The organism is Streptomyces sp. NBC_00076 (genome assembly GCF_045041235.1).
Taxonomy (GTDB): domain Bacteria; phylum Actinomycetota; class Actinomycetes; order Streptomycetales; family Streptomycetaceae; genus Streptomyces.
On the sequence record NZ_CP108242.1, the window covers coordinates 6650515 to 6674034 of the forward strand.

Genomic DNA, 23520 nt, shown 5'->3' on the forward strand with positions numbered 1-23520 from the left:
GGAGGTCTCATCGCACCCCGATGACGATCATCGCCAGCACCATGGCCAGTGCCATGAGAACCCCCAGCCGCCGCAGCATGTCCTGCGTGTCACGCAGTTCCTTGGGCGGCTCGTTCTCGGGGTCGGACCACAGCATGCCTACCAGCGTGCGGCGAGTTCGTGGAGGGCGCCTGAGTACGCGTACTCAAGTTGCGGTCCGCGGCCGTCGTGTGATTCCGCCGCGGGCCGGTGGGGCTTGTCGCGCCCGCCCCGCGGAGCCGCATGTCGCGGCCCCGCGCGCCCCTACGGACGTACCACTCAGCCCGGCCAGTAGGTGCGGGCCCAGGACGCCGTCCCCGGCTGGGGCAGGCGATGGGCGGCGATCCTGGCCGGGTCGGACCAGGAGTCCCTGTCCCGCGCCGCACGCGGCGGTACCGAGGCCGCCGCCGCGGCGCGGGCTCGGACCACCGCCAGGGCGGCGGCCAGCTCCTCGGGGGTCGGATTGCCCCGTACGACCTTGATGTTCATGACGGCTCCCTGTCGGGCTAGAGGGGGATGTTGCCGTGCTTCTTGGGCGGCAGCGACTCGCGCTTGGTACGCAGCTGACGCAGACCCCGTACGACATGCCGACGGGTGTCCGACGGCATGATCACGGCATCGACGTAACCGCGCTCGGCCGCGATGTAGGGGTTGAGGAGGGCGTCCTCGTACTCCTGGATGAGCCGGGCCCGGGTCGCCTCCAGTTCGCCCGCGGCCGACGCCTCGGCGATCGTGCGGCGGTGCAGGATGTTGACCGAGCCCTGGGCGCCCATCACGGCGATCTGGGCGGTGGGCCAGGCGACGTTGAGGTCGGCGCCCAGGTGCTTGGAGCCCATGACGTCGTAGGCGCCGCCGAAGGCCTTGCGGGTGATGACGGTGATGAGCGGGACGGTGGCCTCGGCGTAGGCGTAGATCAGCTTGGCGCCGCGGCGGATGATGCCGTCGTGCTCCTGGTCGACGCCGGGCAGGAAGCCGGGGACGTCCACGAAGGTGATCACCGGGATGTTGAAGGCGTCGCAGGTCCGCACGAAGCGGGCCGCCTTCTCGCTGGCCTTGATGTCGAGGCAGCCCGCGAACTGCATCGGCTGGTTGGCGACGATGCCGACCGGGTGGCCCTCGACCCGCCCGTACCCGGTGAGGATGTTCGGCGCGTACAGCGGCTGGGTCTCGAAGAACTCGGAGTCGTCCAGGACGTGCTCGATCACCGTGTGCATGTCGTACGGCTGGTTCGCGCTGTCCGGGACGATCGCGTCCAGCTCGCGGTCCTCGTCGGTGACGGCGAGGTCCGCCTCCTCCGGGAAGGCCGGGGCCTCGGAGAGGTTGTTGGACGGCAGGAACGACAGCAGCTGCTTGATGTACTCGACCGCGTCCTTCTCGTCCCCGGCCATGTGGTGGGCCACGCCGGAGGTGGAGTTGTGGGTGCGGGCGCCGCCGAGCTCCTCCATCCCGACGTCCTCGCCGGTGACCGTCTTGATGACGTCCGGGCCGGTGATGAACATGTGCGAGGTCTGGTCGACCATGACCGTGAAGTCGGTGATGGCGGGCGAGTAGACCGCGCCGCCCGCGCACGGACCGACGACCAGGCTGATCTGCGGGATCACCCCGGAGGCGTGGGTGTTGCGGCGGAAGATCTCGCCGTACGCGCCGAGGGAGGCCACGCCCTCCTGGATGCGGGCACCGCCGGAGTCGTTGATGCCGATGACCGGACAGCCGGTCTTCAGCGCGAAGTCCATCACCTTGACGATCTTCTGGCCGTAGACCTCGCCGAGCGCGCCGCCGAAGACCGTGAAGTCCTGGGAGAACACCGCGACCGGACGGCCGTCGACGGTGCCGTACCCGGTGACGACGCCGTCCCCGTAGGGGCGGTTGCTGTCCAGGCCGAAGTTGGTGGAGCGGTGTCGGGCGAACTCGTCGAGCTCGACGAACGATCCCTCGTCGAGCAGCAGGTCGATCCGCTCGCGTGCGGTCAACTTGCCCTTGGCGTGTTGCTTCTCGACGGCGCGTGCGGAGCCGGCGTGCGTCGCTTCCTCGATACGGCGCTGGAGATCCGCGAGCTTGCCCGCGGTGGTGTGGATGTCGATCCCTGGGATCTCTTGACGCTCTTCCGGCTCGGACATCGGGATGGGGCTCCCTGCCTGCTCAAAAGGGGGGACGGTTACTCATCCGTAGAGTAGTGGGGTGCCCCTCGTTCGGCAGTGCGGCGTTTACCACACCTAGGGTGGGTTGCATGACGCCGCGAGATGGTTCTGACGCGAACGACAGCCGGTGGGCGGATCTGGACCGGCCGCCCCTCAACAGTGCCGCGCTGCGGCGCGGGCTGGTGCGGGAAGGCGCCTTGTGGTCGGCGGTGGACGTGGTGCCGCGGACCGGCTCCACCAACTCCGACCTGGTGGCTCTCGCGGCAGCCGGCAAGGCGACCGAGGGCGCCGTCCTGGTCGCCGAGGAGCAGTCGGCCGGGCGGGGCCGCCTCGACCGGCAGTGGACGGCGCCGGCCCGCTCGGGGTTGTTCTTCTCCGTTCTGCTGCGGCCCAGCGAGGTCCCGGTGGCGCGCTGGGGCTGGCTGCCGCTGTTGACCGGGGTGGCGGTGGCGACCGGTCTGTCCCGGGCGGCCGGTGTGGACACGGCACTGAAATGGCCCAACGACGTGCTGGTCACCGTCGGCGGCGAGGAACGCAAGGCCGGCGGGATCCTCGCGGAGCGGGCCGGGGACGACGGGGTCGTCGTAGGCGTCGGCATCAACGTCACCCTGCGCGCGGAGGAGCTGCCGGTGCCGCAGGCGGGGTCCCTGGCGCTGGCCGGGGCGGTGAGCACGGACCGGGATCCGCTGCTGCGGGGCGTGCTCCGCTCCGTGGAGCAGTGGTACGGGACGTGGCGGGAGGCGGGCGGTGACCCGGGCCTCAGCGGCTTGCAGGAGGCGTACGCGGCGGGCTGTGCGACGCTCGGCCGGACGGTTCGGGCTCAGCTGCCGGGGGACCGGTCGATCGTGGGCGAGGCGGTGGCGGTCGACGGGGACGGCAGACTCGTGATCGCGACGGGGGAGGGCGTGCAGCAGCCGGTTGGTGCGGGAGACATCGTGCACCTGCGACCGGCGTGAGGACCACGGCCCGTCCGGCGTCCGGGACCAGGTGGTTCAGGCCGACGCGGGGGTCCGGGTCGGCGGCCTCGAGGCAGGAACAACCCGACGTCGACCACGGACGAGACGGCGGCACCGAACCGTCATCCAACCTGACGGAGTGAGCTGGCGCACACCTACCGTAAAGTGAAGGCCGGTCGATACCTGACCGTGGCAGATCGGAAGGGCAGCAGGCGTGACCGTCGACGACACGGGCTCCGGCGCGGACGCGGACGGCCCGGTGGACCCTCCCCCGTACGCGGACGTGGACGGCCCGGTGGACCCTCCCCCGTACTCGACTTCGTTCGAGCGGGGAGACCCCGACGCCTCCGACCCCGGCGGGAACCCGCTCGCCCTGCGCCTCGAACACCTCATCCTCGGTGCCGAGCGGCGCTACACGCCCTTCCAGGCGGCCCGCAGCGCGGGTGTCTCCATGGAGCTGGCCTCGCGTTTCTGGCGGGCGATGGGCTTCGCCGACATCGGCCAGGCCAAGGCGCTCACCGAGGCGGACGTGCTGGCCCTGCGCCGGCTCGCCGGTCTCGTCGAGGCCGGACTGCTGAGCGAGGCGATGGCCGTGCAGGTGGCCCGGTCCACCGGCCAGACCACGGCCCGGCTGGCCGAGTGGCAGATGGACTCCTTCCTGGAGGGGCTGACCGAGCCGCCCGAGCCGGGGATGACACGCACCGAGGTGACGTACCCCATCGTCGAGCTGCTCCTGCCCGAGCTGGAGGAGTTCCTCGTCTACGTCTGGCGCCGCCAGCTCGCCGCCTCGGCCGGCCGGGTCGTCCAGGCCGCCGACGACGAGGAGATGGTCGACCGGCGCCTCGCCGTCGGCTTCGCCGACCTCGTCGGGTTCACGCGGCTGACCCGGCGTATGGAGGAGGAGGAACTCGGCGAGCTCGTCGAGGCCTTCGAGACCACCGCCGCCGACCTGGTCGCGGCGAACGGCGGACGGCTCATCAAGACGCTCGGCGACGAGGTGCTGTACGCCGCCGACGACGCGGGTGTGGCCGCGGAGATCGCGCTGCGCCTCATCGAGACCATGGCGAACGACGAGACCATGCCCGAGCTGCGGGTCGGCATCGCCTTCGGCACGGTGACCACTCGCATGGGCGATGTCTTCGGTACGACGGTGAACCTCGCCTCCCGGCTGACGTCGATAGCTCCGCGTGACGCCGTCCTCGTCGACAGTGCCCTCGCGGAGGAGCTGATCCGTACCGCTGAGGCCCCGGTCTCCGAGGCGGAGGCGGCCGAGGCCGCGGCGACCGCCGAGAAGGAGGGCGAGGAGCCCCCGACGTACCGCTTCGCGTTGCAGCCGATGTGGCAGCGGCCGGTGCGCGGGCTCGGCGTGGTGGAGCCGTGGCTGCTCACGCGCCGGGACGGGACGACGTCCTGACCGCGCCGCCCTTCGGCGGCGCTGCGGCCTCTTCTCCGGGGCTCTGAGGCCCGGCAGGGTCTGCGGTGGCCCGTGGGGCCTGCGGGGATCTGTGGGGCCTGTGCGGGCTGTCTCAGTGGTTCAGCGGGTCGACGCACACGCCGATGATCGGCACGCACAGGCCCGGCCGGTGGGTCCGCCCGGGCTGCTGGGGCGCGGGGGTCGGTGCGGCAGAGGTGCGGCTCGGGGGCGAGGTCGGCGTCACGGCCGGGGGCGGGGTCGGGGTGGGCGTCCGCGTCGGTCGTGGGGCGGTGGTGTCGGCGAGGGCCGGCGGTCGGGGAGTGTTGGCCCCCGCCGGGGCTCCGGGCAGGTTCGGGGCGTCCGGGATGGTCGTGGTGTCCGGCGCGGGTGTCGGCGGTGCGGCGGTCCTGGACGACGTGCGGGCCAGGGGCACCCCGCGGAACGGGGTCGCGCTCGACCCGCCCACGGCGGCGGTCGCCGCGGGGCTCACCTCGGGGAGGGCCCCGACGGTCGCGGCGGCGCTGGTCGCCAGGTCTGTGGCAGTGGCGGTGGTGGGGCTGTCCGGCCGGGGTTCGGCCTCCGCGGTGCCCAGCCCGGCGACCCCCGACTCCGGCGTCATCCGTACGAGACCCAGCACACCGGCGGCCAGCGCCATGCCTCCCGCGGCGAGCAGCACCTTGCGGGGGCGGGGCCTGCGGTGACGGCCTCGGGGGGCCCAGAGCCGGGGGCCGGGGCCGGTACCTGCACCCGTGCCCGCACCGGTGTCGGTTCCGGCGTGGTCGTAGTCGTCGGTGTCGTACGACCCGGGTGGGCCGGTGGCGGCCTGTGGCGCGGTGGCGGCCCGTGGTGCGGTGGCTCTCTCCGGCCCGGCCGGCCGGTACGTCGTCGTCATCGCGATCCTCCCCATGCGCTCTCGCCCCCGGTGCGCCGTGGCGGACGCACGTTATGCGCTCTCGTGGGCGGTGCGTCGGGGGTTGCGAGGGATGTTCACTCGAACGGGGTGTCGGGCGCGGTCGCGGGAAGCTGCGCCCGCGTCCGCTCTTTCCCCCGGGAGGCCGGGCTGCGATGATCGGAGCGCGGGATGTTAACCGTCGTTAACCAATGGCCGGGAGGGTGTCATGAGCGAGGAACGGTTCGGGGAGTTCGTGCTGGTGCGGCGGCATGAGCAGGGGCATGTCGCGGAGCTGGCCCTGGACCGGCCCAAGGCCATGAACGCGGTCTCGACCGGGATGGCCCGGTCCCTCACGGAGGCCTGTACGGCACTGGGCGAGGACCGCGACGTACGGGTGGTCGTGCTGACCTCGACCCATGAGCGGGCGTTCTGTGTCGGCGCCGACCTGAAGGAGCGCAACTCCTTCTCCGATGCCGATCTGGTACGGCAGCGGCCGGTGACCCGGGGCGCGTACACCGGTGTCCTCCAGCTGCCGGTGCCGACGATCGCGGCGGTGCACGGGTTCGCGCTGGGCGGCGGCTTCGAGCTGGCCCTGGCCTGCGACCTGATCGTGGCGGACCGCACGGCCGTGGTGGGGCTGCCTGAGGTGTCGGTCGGGGTGATTCCGGGCGGCGGTGGCACGCAACTGCTGCCGCGGCGGGTGGGGGCGGCCCGGGCGGCGGAGCTGATCTTCACGGCCCGGCGGGTGGAGGCCGCGGAGGCGCGCGAGTTGGGGCTGGTGGACCAGCTGGTGGAGGCGGGGCAGGACCGGGAGGAGGCGTTGGCGACGGCGGGGCGGATCGCGGCGAACTCCCCGGTGGGTCTGCGGGCGGCGAAGCGGGCGCTGCGACTGGGGCACGGGCTGGATCTGCGGGCCGGCCTGGAGGTGGAGGACGCGGCATGGCGATCGGTGGCGTTCTCGGGGGACCGGGCGGAGGGAGTGGCGGCGTTCAACGAGAAGCGGAAGCCGCAGTGGCCGGGGGAGTGAGCCGCGGGGGCCGGGGGAGTTGCGGGGCGTCCCGTGGCAGCGGGGAGCGGAGGTCGTGTGGCGGGGGAGCGGCAGGTCGTCTTGCGGCAATGGGAAGCGGTGGTCGCGGTGGCGGGGAGCGACGGGCCGTCCCGCGGCAACGGCGAGCGGAGGCGGAGGCCGTGTGGGCGGGAGCGGGGCCAGTCGCCCCGTGATGGCCCCTGGGCCTCGGTCACCCCACCGCCGCATCAACTGACCTGTTCGTCCCGAACCTCCCTAGCCTGGAGTGATGGGTGAGGACACTCGGCTCACGGGCATCGTCGCGTTGGCGCAGGGCATGGCCGCGGCGCACAGCTCGCGGGAGGTGTGGCGGGCCGCCGCGAACGGCGGATGCCGCGCCCTCGGCGGGAGTTTCGCCGCGCTGTCGGTGTGGGAGCGGGAGCGCGGACGGCTGCGGGTGCTTGTGAACGTCGGGGAGCGGGCCGAGGACGAGGAGGAGTTCCCGGAGACTGAGGCCTACCCGGTGAACCAGTTCGCCGAGATCACCGAGTTCCTGCACGAGCGGTGGGCCGGAGGCGGTGAGCCCAACGCGTGGGTGGAGACCGCGGAGGGGCCCGCCGCCGGGCGCCGGCCCGGTTACGTCCACCAGCGCGTCGCCGCCCTGCGCCGCCGAGGCCGCGGCTGCTGCGTCGTCGCGCCGATCGTGCTGCACGGGCTGGCGTGGGGCGAGCTGTATGTGGCCCGCCCGGTCGGCGCTCCCGTCTTCGACCGCGGTGACGCCGACTTCGCCACCGTCCTGGCCTCCGTCGTCGCCGCCGGTATCGCCCAGACCGAGCGGCTGGAGGAGGTGCGGCGACTGGCGTTCACCGACGCCCTCACCGGCCTCGCCAACCGCCGCGCGGTCGACGCCCGCCTGGACGAGGCGGTCGAACGGCACCGTACGGAAGGGATCGTCGTCAGTCTTGTCGTCTGTGATCTGAACGGGCTCAAGCGCGTCAACGACACCCGCGGGCACGCCGTCGGTGACCGGCTCCTCGAACGCTTCGGATCCGTCCTGTCGCTGTGCGGCGCCATGCTGCCCGGTGCCCTCGCCGCGCGCCTCGGCGGGGACGAGTTCTGTCTGCTCGCGGTCGGGCCGCCCGCCGACGAGGTGGTCGAGGCGGCCGGAGAACTCTGCCGCCGGGCCGCCGAGTTGGAGCTGGGCGAGGGGGTGGCCTGCGGGGTCGCGTCCACCGAGGACCCCATCGGGCCCGTACTGTCCGCCCGCCGGCTGTTCCGGCTCGCCGACGCGGCCCAGTACCGGGCCAAGGCGGAGCGGGCCACCTGGCCGGTGGTCGCCGGGCGCGGGGGCCCCGACGATCCGGTCGTACGACTGGCCGACCAGCCCGCCGCCGAGCGGACCACCGAACGACGCCGGTTCCGGGGGCGCCCCTGACACGGGTATCGGCGCGGCGGGGACCCGGGCGCCGGGCGTCGCCGGAATGTGACGCATCGGTAAGGGGTGAACCCCGCCTCCACTGGTGACATCATCGAATTCACTGCGTACGCTCCTGAATATGGATATGCACACTGTGGTGGTGGGGACGTCCGGGGTGACCGCGTCCGACGTTCTCGCCGTGGCGCGCGGCGGCGCCCGGATCGAGCTCTCCGAGAAGGCGGTCGCGGCCCTCGCCGCCGCTCGCGGGATCGTGGACCGGCTCGCGGCCAAGCCCGACCCCGTCTACGGCGTGAGCACCGGCTTCGGGGCTCTGGCGACCCGGCACATCAGCCCGGAGCTGCGGGCCCAGTTGCAGCGCAACATCGTCCGCTCGCACGCCGCCGGGATGGGGCCGCGGGTCGAGCGCGAGGTCGTACGCGCGCTGATGTTCCTGCGGCTGAAAACCGTCTGCTCCGGACACACCGGCGTCCGCCCCGAGGTCGCCCGGACCATGGCAGACGTCCTCAACGCCGGCATCACCCCGGTCGTCCACGAGTACGGCTCCCTCGGCTGCTCCGGCGACCTGGCCCCGCTGTCCCACTGCGCCCTGACCCTGCTGGGGGAGGGCGACGCCGAGGGCCCGGACGGTGTCGTGCGCCCCGCCGGTGAGCTGCTCGCCGAGCACGGCATCGCCCCCGTCGAACTGCGCGAGAAGGAGGGCCTCGCCCTCCTCAACGGCACCGACGGCATGCTCGGCATGCTGGTCATGGCCCTCGCCGACCTGGACACGCTCTACAAGTCCGCCGACATCACCGCGGCGCTGTCGCTGGAGGCCCTCCTCGGCACCGACAAGGTCCTCGCCCCCGAGCTGCACGCCATCCGCCCGCACCCCGGGCAGGCCGCGGCCGCAGCCAACATGCTGGCCGTGCTGGAGGGTTCGGAGCTCACCGGCCACCATCAGGACGACGCCCCCCGCGTCCAGGACGCCTACTCCGTGCGCTGCGCCCCGCAGGTCGCCGGCGCCGGACGGGACACCATGGCCCACGCCCGCCTGGTCGCCGAGCGCGAGCTGGCCTCGGCGGTCGACAACCCGGTGGTCCTCCCCGACGGTCGCGTCGAGTCCAACGGCAACTTCCACGGCGCCCCGGTGGCCTACGTCCTCGACTTCCTCGCCATCGCGGCCGCCGACCTCGCCTCCATCGCCGAGCGCCGCACCGACCGGCTGCTCGACAAGAACCGCAGCCACGGTCTGCCGCCGTTCCTCGCCGACGACCCGGGCGTGGACTCCGGGCTGATGATCGCCCAGTACACGCAGGCTGCCCTGGTCAGCGAGCTGAAGCGGCTGGCCGTACCGGCATCGGCGGACTCGATCCCGTCCTCCGCGATGCAGGAGGACCACGTCTCCATGGGCTGGTCGGCCGCCCGCAAGCTGCGCACCGCCGTCGACAACCTCACCCGGGTCGTCGCCGTCGAGCTGTACGCCGCCACGCGCGCCGTGGAGCTGCGCGAGGGACTGGCCCCGGCGCCGGCCTCCCGGGCGGTCATCGAGGCCGCACGGAAGGCGGGAGTGCGCGGTCCCGGCCCCGACCGGTTCCTGGCGCCCGACCTGGCCGCGGCGGACGCGTTCGTGCGGGACGGACGGCTGGTCGCGGCGGCGGAGACGGTCACCGGGCCGCTGCGGTAGGGGCCCGCGGGGAGTCGTACCAAGGGGCCCTGCCAAACCGACGGCAGGGCCCCGAACGATCAGCGGGTCACTTCAGTTTGGCCACCTGGGCGTCGATCATGGCTGCCGGGACCTCGGCCGCCTTGCCGCCGGACGCGAGCGTGCCGAAGTCCACCGTGTAGTACGTGCTGACGGTGTTGCCGACGCGCACCACCTCGGTGTTCAGGGTGCCCGTCCCCTCGCCGTCCATGTCGGAGTCCACGGAGAACGCCACCGACTCGTCACCGCTGCCGGAGGCCTTGCCCGGCGAGACCTTGGTGATCTTCTGCTTCTCGCCCTCGGCCGTGATGAGGAACCCGCCGGAGCAGGCCTTCACCCCGTCGGAGACGGCCTTGACGGCATTCTGGGCTCCGTCGCCCTCGTACGAGGAAAGGCCCACGAAGGTCACGTTGACCTTGAAGGCGCTCTCGAAGTCCTCCTCGGTGATGTCCTCGGGAGCCTTGGACGCGGCGTCCGCCGCGGTCTCCTCCGTGAGGCTGTTGCTCGCGTTCGAGTCGGTGTCGCCCGGCGCGAGAGCGGCCATGGCGTGGGCGAGCGGCGCGCACTCGGCCTTGTCGACCTTCACCTGGCTCGTGGACTTCGGCAGGGTGTCGTCGCCCGAGTCGACCTTGTAGCCCTTGATGTCGCCCTGCGTCAGCAGGAGCTTCTCCAACTCGGCCGCGCTCAGCGTCTTCGCGGCCGTGGTCGGCGAGGAGGCGGGCTTGTCGGAACCCGTGGAGGTGTCCGTGTTGTCCGGGGCATCCGAACCCCCGCCGCAACCGGTGATGAGGGCGACAGACAGCACGCTCACGGTCGCCGTGGCGGCTATCCGGGCCCTCGATGATCTCTTCATGTGCGGACTATGAAGGTTTTGCCAAAAAAACGTCAAGTGGTATCAAAAACCGTGACGTTCTCGCCTCACGGAGTACGCGACGAACGCGGCGCCCAGGGCGAGGGAGGCCGCGCCGCCGACGACGTAGGGCGTGGTGTCGAAGCTGCCGGTGTCGGCGAGTTGGGTGCCCTCGCCGGTGGTCGACGAGGTCTCGGTCGCCGCCCGCGCCTGGGTGGTGACCTGGACGCTCGGCGTCGCCGAAGGCTCCGTTCTGGCCGGGAGGTCGTCTGTCGCGTTGGCGGACGGGACGAACCAGAGGGCACCCAGCAGGGTCCCCGCGGCGGTGGCGGTCAGCAACGGACGGCGAACGGATGACACGGAATATCGATCCCCTTGTGGTGCTGGCGAATTGGCCGTGTGGAGCGATGTTAGTGAAAGTCGCGGGTCACGGGAAAGTCACGGGAGGATTGAGTCGTACTCTCCGGGCATGAGCACTGCAGAGACATCACGCTTTGTCCGCCTTCGGGTGGAACTCGTCCTCGAGGTCGGCGACGCGGGCGCCGTCGCCGGAGCCGCTCTGGGGCGGATCGCGGGCGACTCCGACCTGCCGGCCGAGGAGCGGGCGCATGCCGAGAGCGCTGTGACGGAAGACACCGCGGAGGCCCTCGCCTATCTCGTGGACCCGTTCGACCTGGTCAAGGAGGTGCCGGGAGTGGAACTCGCGCAGGCCTCCTGGTCCAGTGAGGAGATCGACTACGACCCCGATTCGCCGGACTGGGACCTCGACGAGGATGATGGTCACGAGGACGAGGACGAGGACGAAGAGGCGGCAGGCTGAACGCGCTTGGGGAAACTTGGCTCCGGGCGGCAACCGCCGTCCGGGGTTTCCTCGTCTCAAGGGGCGCACGGACCGACACCCGCACCAACTGCTACGGCAGACGTGGTGTGCCCCACACATATGAGGAATGTGGAACGGGACGAACCGGTCGTAGCGTTGAAGTTTGATTGACGGGGACTCTCGGGGTTCAGGGGATTCGGCAACGATGGAGAAGCGTGTGATGACGGTCAGCAAGCGGCGCAGGGGCCTGACGGTGGCGTCCGCACTGCTCGGCGGAGTGCTCGTGCTCTCGGCGTGTTCCAGTGGCGGCGACGACGCCTCCGGAAACGACGGCGGCGACAGTTCGCAGTCCAAGGTCGACGAGGCGGCGGCGAAGAAGACGTCCGAGGCCCAGATCGCCATCACACCCAAGGACGGCTCGGACAACGCGTCCATCAACAACTCCGCCGCCGTCACTGTGAGCAAGGGCACGCTCACCGATGTGGCGATGACGACCTCCGAGGGCACCGCGGTCAGCGGCCAGATATCAGCGGACAAGAAGAGCTGGAAGCCCAGCACCCAGCTGGAGCGGTCCACCACCTACAAGCTGACGGCGGAGGCGAAGGACTCCGACGGGCGCGTCGCCCACGAGAACGCCTCCTTCACCACGGTCTCGCCGAAGAACAGCTTCATCGGCACGTACACCCCGGACGACGGCACCACCGTCGGCGTCGGCATGCCCGTGTCGATCAACTTCGACAAGGCGATCACCAACAAGGCGGCCGTCCAGAAGGGCATCACCGTCTCCACCACCAGCGGCCAGGAAGTCGTCTGCCACTGGTTCAACGCCCAGCGCATGGACTGCCGGCCCGACGAGTACTGGAAGGAGAACTCCACCGTCACGCTGAAGCTCGCGCTCGACGGCGTGGAGGGCGCCTCCGGTGTCTACGGCGTCCAGCAGAAGACGGTCACCTTCAAGATCGGCCGCAACCAGGTCTCGTACGTCGACGCGAAGACCAAGCAGATGAAGATCACGCAGGATGGCAAGACCGTCAAGACCATCCCGATCTCCGCCGGTTCGCCCGACAACAAGACCTACGAAGGCATCATGGTGATGTCGGAGAAGTTCAAGGAGACGCGCATGAACGGCGCGACCGTGGGCTTCACCGACGACGACGGCAAGGGCGAGTACGACATCAAGGACGTCCCGCACGCCGTCCGTCTGACGAGTTCCGGCACCTTCCTGCACGGCAACTACTGGGGCGCGAAGTCCATCTTCGGCAGCGTGAACACCAGCCACGGCTGTGTGGGTCTGTCGGACACCAAGGGCGCCAACGACCCGAACACGCCCGCCGCGTGGGTGTACAACAACTCGCTCATCGGTGACGTCGTGGTCGTCCAGAACACCGGCGACAAGACGGTCGCTCCGGACAACGGCCTCAACGGCTGGAACATGAGCTGGGCCGACTGGAAGGCCGGTTCCGAGGCCTGACCGACCCGCAGTTCACAGCATTCCGATGCCGCCCCCAGGGGCGGCATCGGTGTTTCCGGGGTCGATCGCAGCGTTCTCATCCTTCTCTTATGTCCGCCTTATCCAGTCATCACGCGGTGTACCTACCTTGCGGCCATGTTCTTCACCTACCTGAGGCGCGAGCTGCGCCGCCGCAGAAAAGCGGCCCTCGTCGTCGCCTCCGGACTCGCGCTGGGTATCGCGCTGGTCATCGTCGTCAACTCCGTGTCGTCCGGCATGGGGAAGGCCCAGGACAAGGTCCTCCAGTCGCTGTACGGACTGGGCACGGACATGACGGTCACCAAGGCCGCCCAGCCGCAGGCGAGCGCCTCCGACCGGCCGCGCTTCCGGTTCGACGCGCAGGACAACGACTCCGGCTCCGAGCAGAGCACCGACCGCGTGATGGTGCAGGGCTTCCAGACCCTGTCGACGGCGACCGTCACCAAGGTCGGCAAGCAGAGCGGGGTCTCGGACGCGGTCGGCGGCCTGAGCCTCCAGGTCGTCAAGGTCAGCGGCCAGTTCACCCGCGGCCAGTTCCAGCAGAACGGCGAGGGCGGCGAACGGCAGGGCGGTACGCGGGGTACCGACGGCGGTGGTCAGCCGCAGGGCGAGGTACGGGGCGGCGGCGCCGACTTCGACGTCAACAGCTACTCCGTCTACGGCACCGACGTCACCAAGCCGGCCCTCGGCCCCCTGACCTCCTCCAAGATCACCAGCGGTCGTACGTTCACGTCGAGCGAGACGAACGCCAAGGTCGCCGTGCTCGACTCGGCCTACGCCAAGGAGAAGAAGCTCAAGGTCGGCAGCACGCTCACCGCCAAGAGCGTCAAGTACAAGGTCATCGGCATCGCCACCGCCGACAGCGGGGACTCGGCCGCGAACGTCTATCTCCCGCTCCAGCAGGCGCAGACGCTCAGCGACTCGAAGAACAAGGTCACCACCATCTATGTGCAGGCGACCGACTCGCAGCGGATCGACAGCGTCAAGTCCGAGATCCAGAAGAACATCTCGGGTACGACCGTGACGACCTCGGCGGATCTCGCGGACACGGTCTCCGGGTCGCTGTCCACGGCGTCCTCGCTGGCGACGAGCGTGGGCAAGTGGCTTTCCATCGCCGTGCTGATCGCCGCGTTCCTGGTCGCCGGGCTGCTCACCTCCTCGGCGGTGTCGCGCCGGGTGCGGGAGTTCGGCACATTGAAGGCGCTGGGCTGGAAGTCCGGCCGGGTGACCCGGCAGGTCGTCGGTGAGGCGATGGTCAACGGGCTGCTGGGCGGCGCGCTGGGCATCGCGCTGGGCCTGGCGGGCGCCTATGTGGTGACGGCCATCAGCCCCACGCTGCAGGCGCAGTTGGGCGGGGGTGGCGCAGGCGGCACCGGCGGTGGAGGCGGTTTCGGTGGCGGCGGCTTCGGCGGTCCCGGCCGCCGGGTGGCGGCGAAGACCCTCGACGTGGCCCTGACCGCACCGGTGAACACCACGACGGTGGCGATCGCGGTGGGCCTGGCGGTCGCGGGCGGCCTGATCGCGGGCGCGTTCGGCGGCTGGCGCGCGTCACGCCTGCGCCCGGCGGACGCTCTGCGGCGAGTGGAGTAGCGGCACTCACCGGCCGAGGGGGCCGCACCCCCTGAAGGGAACCGCATCCACCTGAAGGGGACGCGACCAGCTGGCACCCCGCGCAGCCGTACAACCGTCCCCGCCACCCCGACCCTCCCCAGGAGCCACCACCATGTACGAACTCAGAAGCGTCACGAAGCGCTACACCCGAGGAAAGGAGACCGTCGACGCCCTCGACGGCGTCGACCTGACCATCGCCGACGGCGACCGCCTCGTCATCCAGGGCCCCACCGGCGGCGGCAAGTCCACCCTCCTCCAGATGCTCGGCGGCCTGGACCGGCCGACCTCCGGCGAAGTCGTCCTCGACGGCACCGACATGGCCAGGCTCTCCGAGGCCCGCCTCACCAAGGTCCGCAGCGAGAACATCGGCTTCGTCTTCCAGAGCTTCAACCTGATCCCGACGCTCACCGCGCAGGAGAACGTCGAGACCGCCCTCGTACCTCTCGGTGTGAAGGGCAAGGAGCGGCGTGAGAGGGCCGCCGAGGCGCTCAGGTCGGTCGGGCTCGGCGAACGGCTCGGGCATCTGCCCGGCGAGATGTCCGGCGGCCAGCAGCAGCGCGTCGCCATCGCCCGCGCGTTGGTCAAGCAGCCGAAGGTGCTGCTCGCCGACGAACCCACGGGCAACCTCGACGAGTCGATGCGCGACGAGATCATGGAGGTGCTCGAACGGATGTGGAAGGAGCTGGGGCTGACCTTCGTCATGGTCACCCACGATTCCTCGATCGCGAAGAAGGCCCCCCGCGTGGCCACGATCCGGAAGGGACGGATCACGGTCAAGGAGAACGCCACCCCCTGAACACCTCTCCTGAACTCCTCTCCTCGTAAGGGAGTTCATACGGGAGTTCAGGCAGGCCCGTTTCTTGTGGCCGAGGACGTTCGCTTTCCCGTCGATCGTGTAACAGAGCGTTCCTGTCGACCACTTGTGTATTGAGCCGTGTGATCGCCCCCCGGCATACTGCGTCGGGGGGCGTACGCGCATGCGTGCGAGCTTGCCCCCGCCCGGGTGAATCGGGGAATTCACCCGGACCTTCTGCAAGGGGGAATCTTGCACAGACACGTCAAAAGAGCGTGCGCGGCCTCGGTCGCCACGGCCGCGGCCGTCGCTCTCGCCGCGGGCATGACCAGCCCGGCGGCGGCGAAGGCAGAGCAGACGAGCGGTGCCGTGAAGGCCCAGCTCACGTCGAAGCACCGTCTCACCCTGATCACCGGTGACCGGGTCGTCCTGGACGCCAAGGGCCGTGTCGTCGGTCTGGAGCCCGCCAAGGGACGCGAGCACATACCCGTCCAGACCCGCAAGGCCGACGGCCACACCTACGTGGTGCCGACCGACGTCGCCCGGCTGGTCGCGAGCGGCAAGCTCGACCAGCGGCTCTTCGACGTCACCGAGCTCAACAAGGCCGCCTCCCGCAAGTCCCAGAAGCACGGCCTGAAGGTCATCGTCGGCTACCGCGGCACCGCCGCGGCAACCAAGGCCGACGTCCGGGACGCGGGCAAGCTCCGCACGAACCTCAAGTCGCTGAACGCGGACGCGATCCAGACGCCGCAGAAGGACGCGCCCGAACTGTGGGACGCGGTCACCAACGGCGACCAGACGGCCTCCGGCATCGCGCACGTCTGGCTCGACGGCGTCCGCAAGGCGACCCTCGACAAGTCCGTGCCGCAGATCGGCGCCCCCAAGGCGTGGGCGGCCGGCTACGACGGCAAGGGCGTCAAGATCGCCGTCCTGGACACCGGTGTCGACGCGACCCACCCGGACCTGAAGTCCCAGGTGATCGAGTCCAAGAACTTCTCAACGGCCGCCGACGCCAACGACCACTTCGGCCACGGCACCCACGTCGCGTCCATCGCGGCGGGCACCGGAGCCAAGTCGGGCGGAAAGTACAAGGGCGTCGCGCCCGGCGCGCGGATCCTCAACGGCAAGGTCCTCGACGACACCGGCTCCGGTGACGACTCCGGCATCCTCGCCGGCATGGAGTGGGCGGCCGCGCAGGGCGCCGACGTCGTCAACCTCAGCCTCGGCGGCGGGGACACTCCGGAGATCGACCCGCTGGAGGCGGCGGTCGACAAGCTGTCCGCCGAGAAGGGGATCCTCTTCGCGATCGCGGCGGGCAACTCCGGCCCCGAGTCGGTCGGTTCGCCGGGCAGCGCGGACTCCGCGCTCACCGTCGGCGCGGTCGACGACAAGGACAAGCTCGCCGGGTTCTCCTCGACCGGCCCGCGGCTCGGCGACGGCGCGATCAAGCCGGACGTCACCGCGCCGGGCGTGGACATCACGGCCGCGTCCGCCAAGGGCAGCGTGATCGAGCAGGAGGTCGGCGAGAAGCCGGCCGGCTATCTGACCATCTCCGGTACGTCGATGGCGACCCCGCATGTCGCGGGCGCCGCGGCGATCCTCAAGCAGGAGCACCCGGACTGGACGTACGCCGAGCTCAAGGGTGCGCTGACCGGCTCGACCAAGGGCGGCAAGTACACGCCGTTCGAGCAGGGTTCGGGCCGTATCCAGGTGGACAAGGCCATCAAGCAGACCGTGATCGCCGACCCGGTGTCGGTGAGCTTCGGCACGCAGCAGTGGCCGCACACCGACGACAAGCCGGCCACCAAGGCGCTGACGTACCGCAACCTCGGTACCAAGGACGTCACGCTCACCCTGGCCGCGACCGCCACCAACCCCAAGGGGCAGGCGGCTCCCGCGGGCTTCTTCAAGCTCGCCGCGACCAAGGTGACCGTCCCGGCGGGCGGCAAGGCGTCAGTGGACGTCACCGTCAACACCAAGCTGGGCGGCACACTCGACGGCGCCTACTCCGCGTACGTGACCGCGACGGGCGGCGGCCAGACCGTGCGCACGGCGGCCGCGGTGCAGCGCGAGGTCGAGTCCTACGACGTCACGCTGAAGTTCCTCGACCGTGACGGCAAGCCGGCCCCGTACTACAGCGCCTTCCTCGCCGGCGTCTCCGGCGCCGCCAAGGACAGGTTCTACTCTCCGTACGAGGAGGACGGCACCGTCACCGTCCGCGTTCCTCGCGGCGGCTACGTCCTGGACTCCTCGGTCTTCGTGGACCCGGAGGACGGCACCAAGGGCATCGACTGGCTCGCCCGGCCGAAGCTGAGCGTCACCAAGAACACCACGGTCACGCTGGACGCGCGGACCGCGAAGCCGGTCGACATCACCGTGCCCGACGCTGCCGCCAAGTCCGAGTTCGCGTCGCCGGGATACACGGTCGACACGGCCGACTCCGGCTTCGGCTTCGGCTGGTTCCTGGACACGTACGCCAACTTCCGCTCCGCGCACGTGGGTCCGCAGATCACCGACGGTTCGCTGAGCCAGCAGTGGGACGGTCACTGGAGCAGTGGTGCAGACAAGGAGTACGACACCACGACCGGCGCCGTGGTCAAGCAGCTCGCCACCGGTTACACCAAGCACTACAAGGCGAGCGAGCTGGCCAAGGTGAAGGTCGGTATGGGCGCCGCGGCCGGCGGCAAGAAGGGCGCGATCCAGGCCGTGGGCTGGCTGCCGGTCAGCAACGGCGCCTCCTCCATCGGCATCTCGCAGACCCTGCCCGGCACCCGGACCCTGTACCTGTCCACTTCGGACGGCGTGAAGTGGGGGCTGGAATTCGAGCAGTACGGCGGCGTCGACTCGGACGGCTTCCCGATCTCCGAGGCGGGCTACACGCTCGGTGCCGAGCAGACCTTCAAGGCCGGCCAGACCTACTCGAAGACCTTCAACACGGCCGTGTTCGGACCGCACCTCAACGCGGACTTCGGTGTCTACCGTGACGGCAACAGCATCTCCGGCGTCATCCCGCTGTTCGCCGACGGGAAGACCCACGCGGGCTCCTCGCTCTTCACCTCGGTCGCCACGACCCTCTACCGCAACGGCACCAAGGTCGGCTCCAACGACGACCCGCTGTTCGGTGAGAGTGAGTTCAAGGTCCCGGCCGGCGACGCCGAGTACAAGCTGGCGACGTCGGTCAAGCGCAGCGTGAAGGTCGCCGCGGCCTCCACCCGCATCGACACGAGCTTCACGTTCCGCTCGAAGAAGACCACGAACAGGGCGAAGCTGCCCGTGTCCACGGCCCGCTTCGCGGCGACCACCGGCCTGGACAGCAAGGTCGAGGCCGGCAAGACGGTCAAGATCCCGGTGACCGTCGAGGGCGCGGCCAAGGGCAGCAACCTCAAGTCGCTCGCGGTGTACGTGTCGTACGACTACGGCCAGACCTGGAAGAAGGTCACGGTCACGGGCGGCAAGATCACCGTGAAGAACCCGGCGAAGGGGAAGGCCATCTCCTTCCACGCCAAGATCGCGGACAAGAAGGGCAACAAGTCGACGGTCTCGATCTACAACGCGTACTACGGGAAGTAGATCGCGTAGTACGGCAAGTAGATCGCAGGCTCGTTGAGCGCTGAGCGAAAGGCCCGCCGGAGGTACAGCCTCCGGCGGGCCTCTCGTGTTTCTGTGGGCGCATGACGACTCAGACGGTCGAGTACATCCGGTACCGCATCCCCGAAGAGCAGTCGGCGGAGTTCCTGTCCGCCTACACCCGGGCCGCGGCCCTGCTGGCGGCGGCGCCGCAATGCGTCGACTACGAACTGGCACGCTGCGAGGAGGACTTCGAGCACTACGTTCTGCGCATCACCTGGACCTCCACCGAGGACCACCTCGAAGGCTTCCGGAAGTCGGAGCTGTTCGAGGACTTCCTCGCCGAGATCCGGCCGTTCATCCCGTCCATAGAGGAGATGCGGCACTACAAGCCGACCACGGTCCGCGGCACGGGCTCCGCCGTGCCCACGCTGTACGCGTGGGCGGGCGGCGCGGAGGCCTTCGCCCGGCTGACGACGGTCTTCTACGAGAAGGTCCTCGCGGACGAGCTCCTCGCGCCCGTCTTCGCGGGGTTGGACCCCGAGCATGCCGAGCACGTGGCCCTGTGGCTCGCCGAGGTCTTCGGCGGCCCGCCCGGCTACTCCGAGACACAGGGCGGTCACGGTCACATGGTCGCCAAACACATGGGCCGGAACATCACCGAGGCCCAGCGCCGCCGCTGGGTGAACCTGATCCAGGACGCGGCGGACGAGGCGGACCTGCCGACGGACGCCGAGTTCCGCTCGGCCTTCCTCGCCTACGTGGAGTGGGGCACCCGCCTGGCGGTGTACTTCTCCGGCCCGGACGCCAAGCCGCCGGCGGAACAGCCGGTACCGAAGTGGACGTGGGGGGCGGCACCGCCGTACCAGGGCTGACGGCCGGCCCGTGTCCGCGGCACCCTGACACCTCTCAGGATGTGTCCGGATCCGTTCGATGCCAGGGTCGGTGACCTCGGCGATCGAATGGAGAAACCGATGCTGACGTCACGACTGTTCCGGTCCCGGCGCGGGTCGGCGGCCGGCGCGGGGGCCGCCGCCGCCCTGCTCACCTCCGTCGCGCTGGTCGCGGCCGCGCCCGCCCAGGCCGCTCCGCGCGCGTGCCCCGGAGCCGACTCGAGCGACCCGGCACGCTGCGCCCAGGTCATCGGCATCAACGCGGGCTCGGCCCTGGTGATGCGCACCGCACCGCGCTACAGCGCGGCCCCGGTGGCCCGGTACGGCAACGGGCAGTGGCTGGAGGTCGAGTGCTGGACCACCGGTGACCCGGACGCGGACGGCCACGGCTACCGCTACTGGATGCGGGTCTCCACGGGCAGCGCCTGGGGTTACGTCAACGACTGGTACCTCGACACCGGCGGCCCCGGCACCTGGAAGTCCATCCTTCACCAGTGCTGATTCCGTCGCGTCCGCCAGTGCGGTGGCAGGGGAGGGCGGGCCGCGGCGCACGGTGACCCGGGCGCCGCGGCCTCAGGGCGACGGTGCCGACGTCCCCGTACCCGCCCGTGTCGCGTCCGCGCCCCAGCTGGCCAGCAGGCGCAGGGCCTCCGCGGAGGGGGACCCCGGTTCCGCGTGGTACGTCACCAGCGACTGCTCGTGGTCGTCGACGAGGCGGAACGACTCGAACTCGAGGTCGAGGTGGCCGACCAGCGGATGCCGCAGCCGCTTCAGCCCGTGACTCTTCTCCTTGACGTCATGCGTGGCCCACAGCCGCCTGAACTCCTCGCTCTTCACGGACAGCTCACCCACCAGCGCGGACAGCCGGGGGTCGTCCGGATGGCGGCCGGCGTCCATCCGCAGCGCGCAGACGATGTCGATCGCCTTCTGCTCCCAGTCCACGTACAGATCGCGGTACGCGGGCCGCAGGAACACCAGCCGAGCCCAGTTCCGCTCCGCCGGCGGCAGCTCCGCCCAGTCACCGAAGACCGCCGCGGCCATCCGGTTCCAGGCCAGGACGTCCGAGCGTCGCCCCACGACGTACGCCGGGACGCCGTCCATCGAGTCCAGCAGTGTCTGCAGCGCGCCCCGGACCTGCTGGGGGCGGGCGGCCGGCTTCTTCTTGTGCTGCTTCGGCTTCGCCAGATGCGTGAGGTGCGCGTGCTCGGCGTCGGTCAGCCGCAGCGCGCGGGCGATGGCGTCGAGGACCTCCGCCGAAACGTTCCGTCCGTTTCCCTGCTCCAGGCGTGTGTAATACGCCACAGAGACCCCGGCCAGCTGCGCCAGCTCCTCCCGGCGCAGCCCCGGCACCCGGCGGTGGCGCCCGAAGTCCGGCAGCCCCACGTCCTCCGGCTTCAGCCGGGCCCGCCGGGTCCGCAGGAACTCGCTGAGCTCGGCACGCCGGTCCAGCGCCCCGCCGGGCGTCCCGCCGACGGGCTCCGGAACGGGTTCGGGGTGATTGTCCATGCCTCAAGTATTCCCGGTCGTACGCACACCAGCCTGACCCCGTCAGTAGTAGGACCACTGGACGTACGCAAAGCGGAGGCCTGGGTGGATGCCGCGCAGTCGGGCACTCTGGACACCGTGCCCGGCCGGAAAGCAGCCGGGCGCGAACCACTCGCAAGGAGAGAATCCCCGCATGACCACTGTTGCTGCGTACGCCGCCCCCGCCTCCAAGGCTCCGCTGGAGCGCACCACCATCGAGCGTCGCGCGGTCCGCGAGTTCGACGTCCTGATCGACATCAAGTTCGCCGGTATATGTCACTCCGACATCCACCAGGCCAGGGAGGGCTGGGGCGAGGCGATCTTCCCGATGGTCCCGGGCCACGAGATCGCGGGCATCGTCTCCGAGGTCGGCCCCGGCGTCACCCGGTTCAAGGTCGGCGACCGCGTGGGCGTCGGCTGTCTCGTCGACTCCTGCCGTGAGTGCGACAACTGCAAGGCCGGCCTGGAGCAGCACTGCACCGGCGGTTCGGTCGGCACGTACAACGCCATCGGCAAGGACGGCGAGCCCACCTACGGCGGCTACGCCGAGAAGGTCGTCGTCGACGAGAACTTCGTCGTCCGCGTCCCCGAGGGCCTGGCCCTCGACGAGGCCGCCCCGCTCCTGTGCGCCGGCATCACCACGTACTCCCCGCTCAAGCAGTGGGGCGCGGGTCCCGGCAAGAAGGTCGCCGTGATCGGCCTGGGCGGCCTCGGCCACATGGGCGTCAAGATCGCGCACGCGCTGGGCGCCGAGGTCACCGTCCTCTCCCAGTCCCTGCGCAAGAAGGACGACGGCCTGAAGCTGGGCGCCGACCACTACTACGCCACCAGCGACCCGAAGACCTTCGAGGAGCTCGCCGGCTCCTTCGACCTCATCGTCTCCACGGTCTCGGCGCCGCTGGACTTCGGCGCGTACCTGAGCCTGCTCAAGACGGGTGGCGCCCTGGTGAACGTGGGCGCCCCGGAGGAGCCCATCGCCCTCAACCTGTTCTCCCTCATCGGCGGCAACAAGACCCTCGCCGGTTCGATGATCGGCGGCATCGCCGAGACCCAGGAGATGCTGGACTTCTGCGCCGAGCACGGCATCGGCGCCGAGATCGAGCTGATCGCCGCGTCCGAGATCAACGAGGCGTACGAGCGGGTGCTGGCGAGCGACGTGCGGTACCGGTTCGTGATCGACACCGCGACGATCTGAGCCGTAGCCGACCGAGTAGCCGACTGAAGGGCCCCGGCCGTGCGCCGGGGCCTTCAGCGTGTCGCCGTACGCCGCCCCAGCAGCCAGAGCAGATACGGCCCACCGACCAGGGACGTCAGTGCCCCCACAGGGATCTCCAGTGGGGGCAGCAGTGTGCGGGCGGCGAGGTCGGCGGCGACCAAAACCGGCGCGCCGGTCAACGCCGAGCAGAGCAACGGCAGTTGGGGCGTGCGGGTGAGGCGCCGGGCCAGCTGGGGTGCGGTCAGCGCGACGAACCCGATGGGCCCGGCCGCGCCGGTCGCCGTCGCCGCCAGAACGACCCCGAGGACGGTGAGCCCGAGCCGGGCCCGGCCCACCCGTACGCCGAGCGCCGCAGCGGTGTCCGGGTCCAGCCCGAGCGGCCGTTCCGCCCGGCTCGCCCACACCAGCGCGGGCAGACACAGCAGCAGGACGACCGCGAGAGGCCCCGCCTGTTCCCAGCCGCGCCCGTTCAGGCTCCCGGTCAGCCACAGCTTGACCTGCTCGGCGGCCTCCAGCTCGCTGTCGGTCAGATACAGCTGGACGACGGCCGACAACGCGACGCCGATACCGACCCCGGTGAGCACGAACTGGGTCGGCTGCATACCGCGCCGCCACGCCAGCACGTACACGAGCGCCGCCGCCGCGAGCCCGCCCGCGACGGACACGGCCGGCGTCGCACCCGGCGAGCTGACGGCACCGGTGGCCAGCGCCAGCACGGTCGCGGCGGCCGCCCCGTGCCCGACCCCGATCACGTCGGGACTGGCGAGAGGGTTGCGGGTGACGGTCTGCACGAGCGCCCCGGCCAGTCCGAGCGCCGCTCCCACCAGCGCCCCCAGCACGATCCGTGGCACCCGCAACTCCCCGACGACCAGCTCGTACGGCCCGGATCCGGTCCGCATCGTGCGCCAGACCCCGGCCGGGGAGACGTACGTCTGTCCCAGACAGGCCGAGGCGAGCATGACGGCGGCGAGCAGCGCGAGGAGGATGACGCCGACGGCGGCGGAACGCCGGTGCAGGAGGAGGGAGACCGTCGGGCCGGGGCGGAGGACGGTGAGGCCGGCCGGTGTACGCGTGCGGGTGGCGCCGAGACTCCGTTCGGCCGTGCTCGTACGGGTGGCGGCGCGGCCCCCGTCGGTCGAACTGTTCGTGCTCGTCGTGTCGATCGTCCTCGTATCGGGCACGCCGCGGCTCCCTTTCTCGGTGCCGGTGCCGGT

The 23520-nt window shown here is 70.8% G+C and carries 21 protein-coding genes; 13 read left to right on the forward strand and 8 right to left on the reverse strand.

Features of this window, described 5'->3' with window-relative positions; translation table 11 throughout:
• Positions 1 to 7: 7 nt before the first annotated feature.
• From mmpB to OHA64_RS30390, 3 genes are all read right to left on the reverse strand, one after another.
• Entirely contained in the window at positions 8 to 136 is a 129-nt protein-coding gene (mmpB, locus tag OHA64_RS30380; RefSeq protein WP_010045609.1) for a morphogenic membrane protein MmpB, read from the reverse strand.
• Between the two features lie 161 nt (positions 137 to 297).
• Positions 298 to 507 carry an acyl-CoA carboxylase epsilon subunit gene (locus OHA64_RS30385; RefSeq protein WP_405618403.1) on the reverse strand — a complete coding sequence of 70 codons (210 nt, stop codon included), beginning with the start codon at positions 505 to 507 and terminating at the stop codon, positions 298 to 300.
• Positions 508 to 524: 17 nt separating this feature from the next.
• Positions 525 to 2135 (reverse strand): acyl-CoA carboxylase subunit beta, encoded by a 1611-nt coding sequence (locus tag OHA64_RS30390; protein WP_405618405.1) that lies wholly within the window; start codon positions 2133 to 2135, stop codon positions 525 to 527.
• Positions 2136 to 2245: 110 nt separating this feature from the next.
• Here OHA64_RS30390 and OHA64_RS30395 point away from each other — a divergent pair, with 110 nt between their 5' ends.
• A complete protein-coding gene (locus OHA64_RS30395) occupies positions 2246 to 3112 on the forward strand; it encodes a biotin--[acetyl-CoA-carboxylase] ligase (protein ID WP_405618407.1) in 867 nt (288 codons plus the stop codon).
• A 214-nt stretch (positions 3113 to 3326) separates the two neighbouring features.
• Positions 3327 to 4526: an adenylate/guanylate cyclase domain-containing protein gene (locus tag OHA64_RS30400; RefSeq protein WP_405618409.1), complete on the forward strand. Its 1200-nt coding sequence runs from the start codon at positions 3327 to 3329 to the stop codon at positions 4524 to 4526.
• A 112-nt stretch (positions 4527 to 4638) separates the two neighbouring features.
• On the opposite strand, the gene OHA64_RS30405 is transcribed toward OHA64_RS30400, so the two are convergent.
• The gene (locus OHA64_RS30405; RefSeq protein ID WP_405618412.1) at positions 4639 to 5418 is read right to left on the reverse strand and encodes a hypothetical protein; all 780 of its coding nucleotides are present in this window, start codon (positions 5416 to 5418) and stop codon (positions 4639 to 4641) included.
• 226 nt (positions 5419 to 5644) lie between these two features.
• On the opposite strand from OHA64_RS30405, the gene OHA64_RS30410 reads away from it, so the two are divergent.
• The 3 genes from OHA64_RS30410 to hutH all read left to right on the forward strand — a co-directional run bounded on the left by OHA64_RS30410 (position 5645) and on the right by hutH (position 9525).
• Positions 5645 to 6445: an enoyl-CoA hydratase/isomerase family protein gene (locus OHA64_RS30410; protein WP_405618414.1), complete on the forward strand. Its 801-nt coding sequence runs from the start codon at positions 5645 to 5647 to the stop codon at positions 6443 to 6445.
• Positions 6446 to 6713: 268 nt separating this feature from the next.
• Positions 6714 to 7859, forward strand: coding sequence for a diguanylate cyclase domain-containing protein (locus OHA64_RS30415; protein ID WP_405618416.1), 1146 nt, complete (start codon positions 6714 to 6716; stop codon positions 7857 to 7859).
• Positions 7860 to 7986: 127 nt separating this feature from the next.
• Positions 7987 to 9525, forward strand: a complete 1539-nt coding sequence (gene hutH / locus OHA64_RS30420; RefSeq protein ID WP_405624179.1) for a histidine ammonia-lyase — start codon at positions 7987 to 7989, stop codon at positions 9523 to 9525.
• Positions 9526 to 9592: 67 nt separating this feature from the next.
• Here the strand turns inward: hutH and OHA64_RS30425 are convergent, their stop codons facing one another.
• Both OHA64_RS30425 and OHA64_RS30430 read right to left on the reverse strand, forming a co-directional pair.
• Positions 9593 to 10396, reverse strand: coding sequence for a hypothetical protein (locus tag OHA64_RS30425; protein ID WP_405618418.1), 804 nt, complete (start codon positions 10394 to 10396; stop codon positions 9593 to 9595).
• Positions 10397 to 10438: 42 nt separating this feature from the next.
• Positions 10439 to 10753, reverse strand: a complete 315-nt coding sequence (locus OHA64_RS30430; RefSeq protein WP_405618420.1) for an LAETG motif-containing sortase-dependent surface protein — start codon at positions 10751 to 10753, stop codon at positions 10439 to 10441.
• A gap of 109 nt (positions 10754 to 10862) precedes the next feature.
• On the opposite strand from OHA64_RS30430, the gene OHA64_RS30435 reads away from it, so the two are divergent.
• From OHA64_RS30435 to OHA64_RS30465, 7 genes are all read left to right on the forward strand, one after another.
• Positions 10863 to 11213 (forward strand): hypothetical protein, encoded by a 351-nt coding sequence (locus OHA64_RS30435; protein WP_405618422.1) that lies wholly within the window; start codon positions 10863 to 10865, stop codon positions 11211 to 11213.
• A gap of 205 nt (positions 11214 to 11418) precedes the next feature.
• On the forward strand, positions 11419 to 12684 hold the full coding sequence (locus OHA64_RS30440; protein ID WP_405618425.1) for an Ig-like domain-containing protein: 1266 nt from the start codon (positions 11419 to 11421) through the stop codon (positions 12682 to 12684).
• A gap of 135 nt (positions 12685 to 12819) precedes the next feature.
• Complete coding sequence (locus OHA64_RS30445; RefSeq protein ID WP_405618427.1) at positions 12820 to 14292, forward strand: ABC transporter permease; 1473 nt, start codon at positions 12820 to 12822, stop codon at positions 14290 to 14292.
• A 133-nt stretch (positions 14293 to 14425) separates the two neighbouring features.
• Positions 14426 to 15109: an ABC transporter ATP-binding protein gene (locus OHA64_RS30450; RefSeq protein WP_405618429.1), complete on the forward strand. Its 684-nt coding sequence runs from the start codon at positions 14426 to 14428 to the stop codon at positions 15107 to 15109.
• A 321-nt stretch (positions 15110 to 15430) separates the two neighbouring features.
• Positions 15431 to 18676, forward strand: a complete 3246-nt coding sequence (locus OHA64_RS30455) for a S8 family serine peptidase (RefSeq protein WP_405624181.1) — start codon at positions 15431 to 15433, stop codon at positions 18674 to 18676.
• Positions 18677 to 18777: 101 nt separating this feature from the next.
• On the forward strand, positions 18778 to 19548 hold the full coding sequence (locus tag OHA64_RS30460) for a group II truncated hemoglobin (RefSeq protein WP_405618431.1): 771 nt from the start codon (positions 18778 to 18780) through the stop codon (positions 19546 to 19548).
• Positions 19549 to 19647: 99 nt separating this feature from the next.
• Complete coding sequence (locus tag OHA64_RS30465; RefSeq protein WP_405618433.1) at positions 19648 to 20067, forward strand: hypothetical protein; 420 nt, start codon at positions 19648 to 19650, stop codon at positions 20065 to 20067.
• Between the two features lie 72 nt (positions 20068 to 20139).
• On the opposite strand, the gene OHA64_RS30470 is transcribed toward OHA64_RS30465, so the two are convergent.
• Positions 20140 to 21072: a helix-turn-helix domain-containing protein gene (locus tag OHA64_RS30470; RefSeq protein WP_405618435.1), complete on the reverse strand. Its 933-nt coding sequence runs from the start codon at positions 21070 to 21072 to the stop codon at positions 20140 to 20142.
• A gap of 172 nt (positions 21073 to 21244) precedes the next feature.
• Here OHA64_RS30470 and OHA64_RS30475 point away from each other — a divergent pair, with 172 nt between their 5' ends.
• Positions 21245 to 22285, forward strand: coding sequence for an NAD(P)-dependent alcohol dehydrogenase (locus tag OHA64_RS30475; RefSeq protein WP_405618437.1), 1041 nt, complete (start codon positions 21245 to 21247; stop codon positions 22283 to 22285).
• 53 nt (positions 22286 to 22338) lie between these two features.
• Here OHA64_RS30475 and OHA64_RS30480 read toward each other — a convergent pair whose 3' ends face one another.
• A complete protein-coding gene (locus OHA64_RS30480; RefSeq protein ID WP_405624182.1) occupies positions 22339 to 23322 on the reverse strand; it encodes a FecCD family ABC transporter permease in 984 nt (327 codons plus the stop codon).
• Between the last annotated feature and the right edge of the window lie 198 nt (positions 23323 to 23520).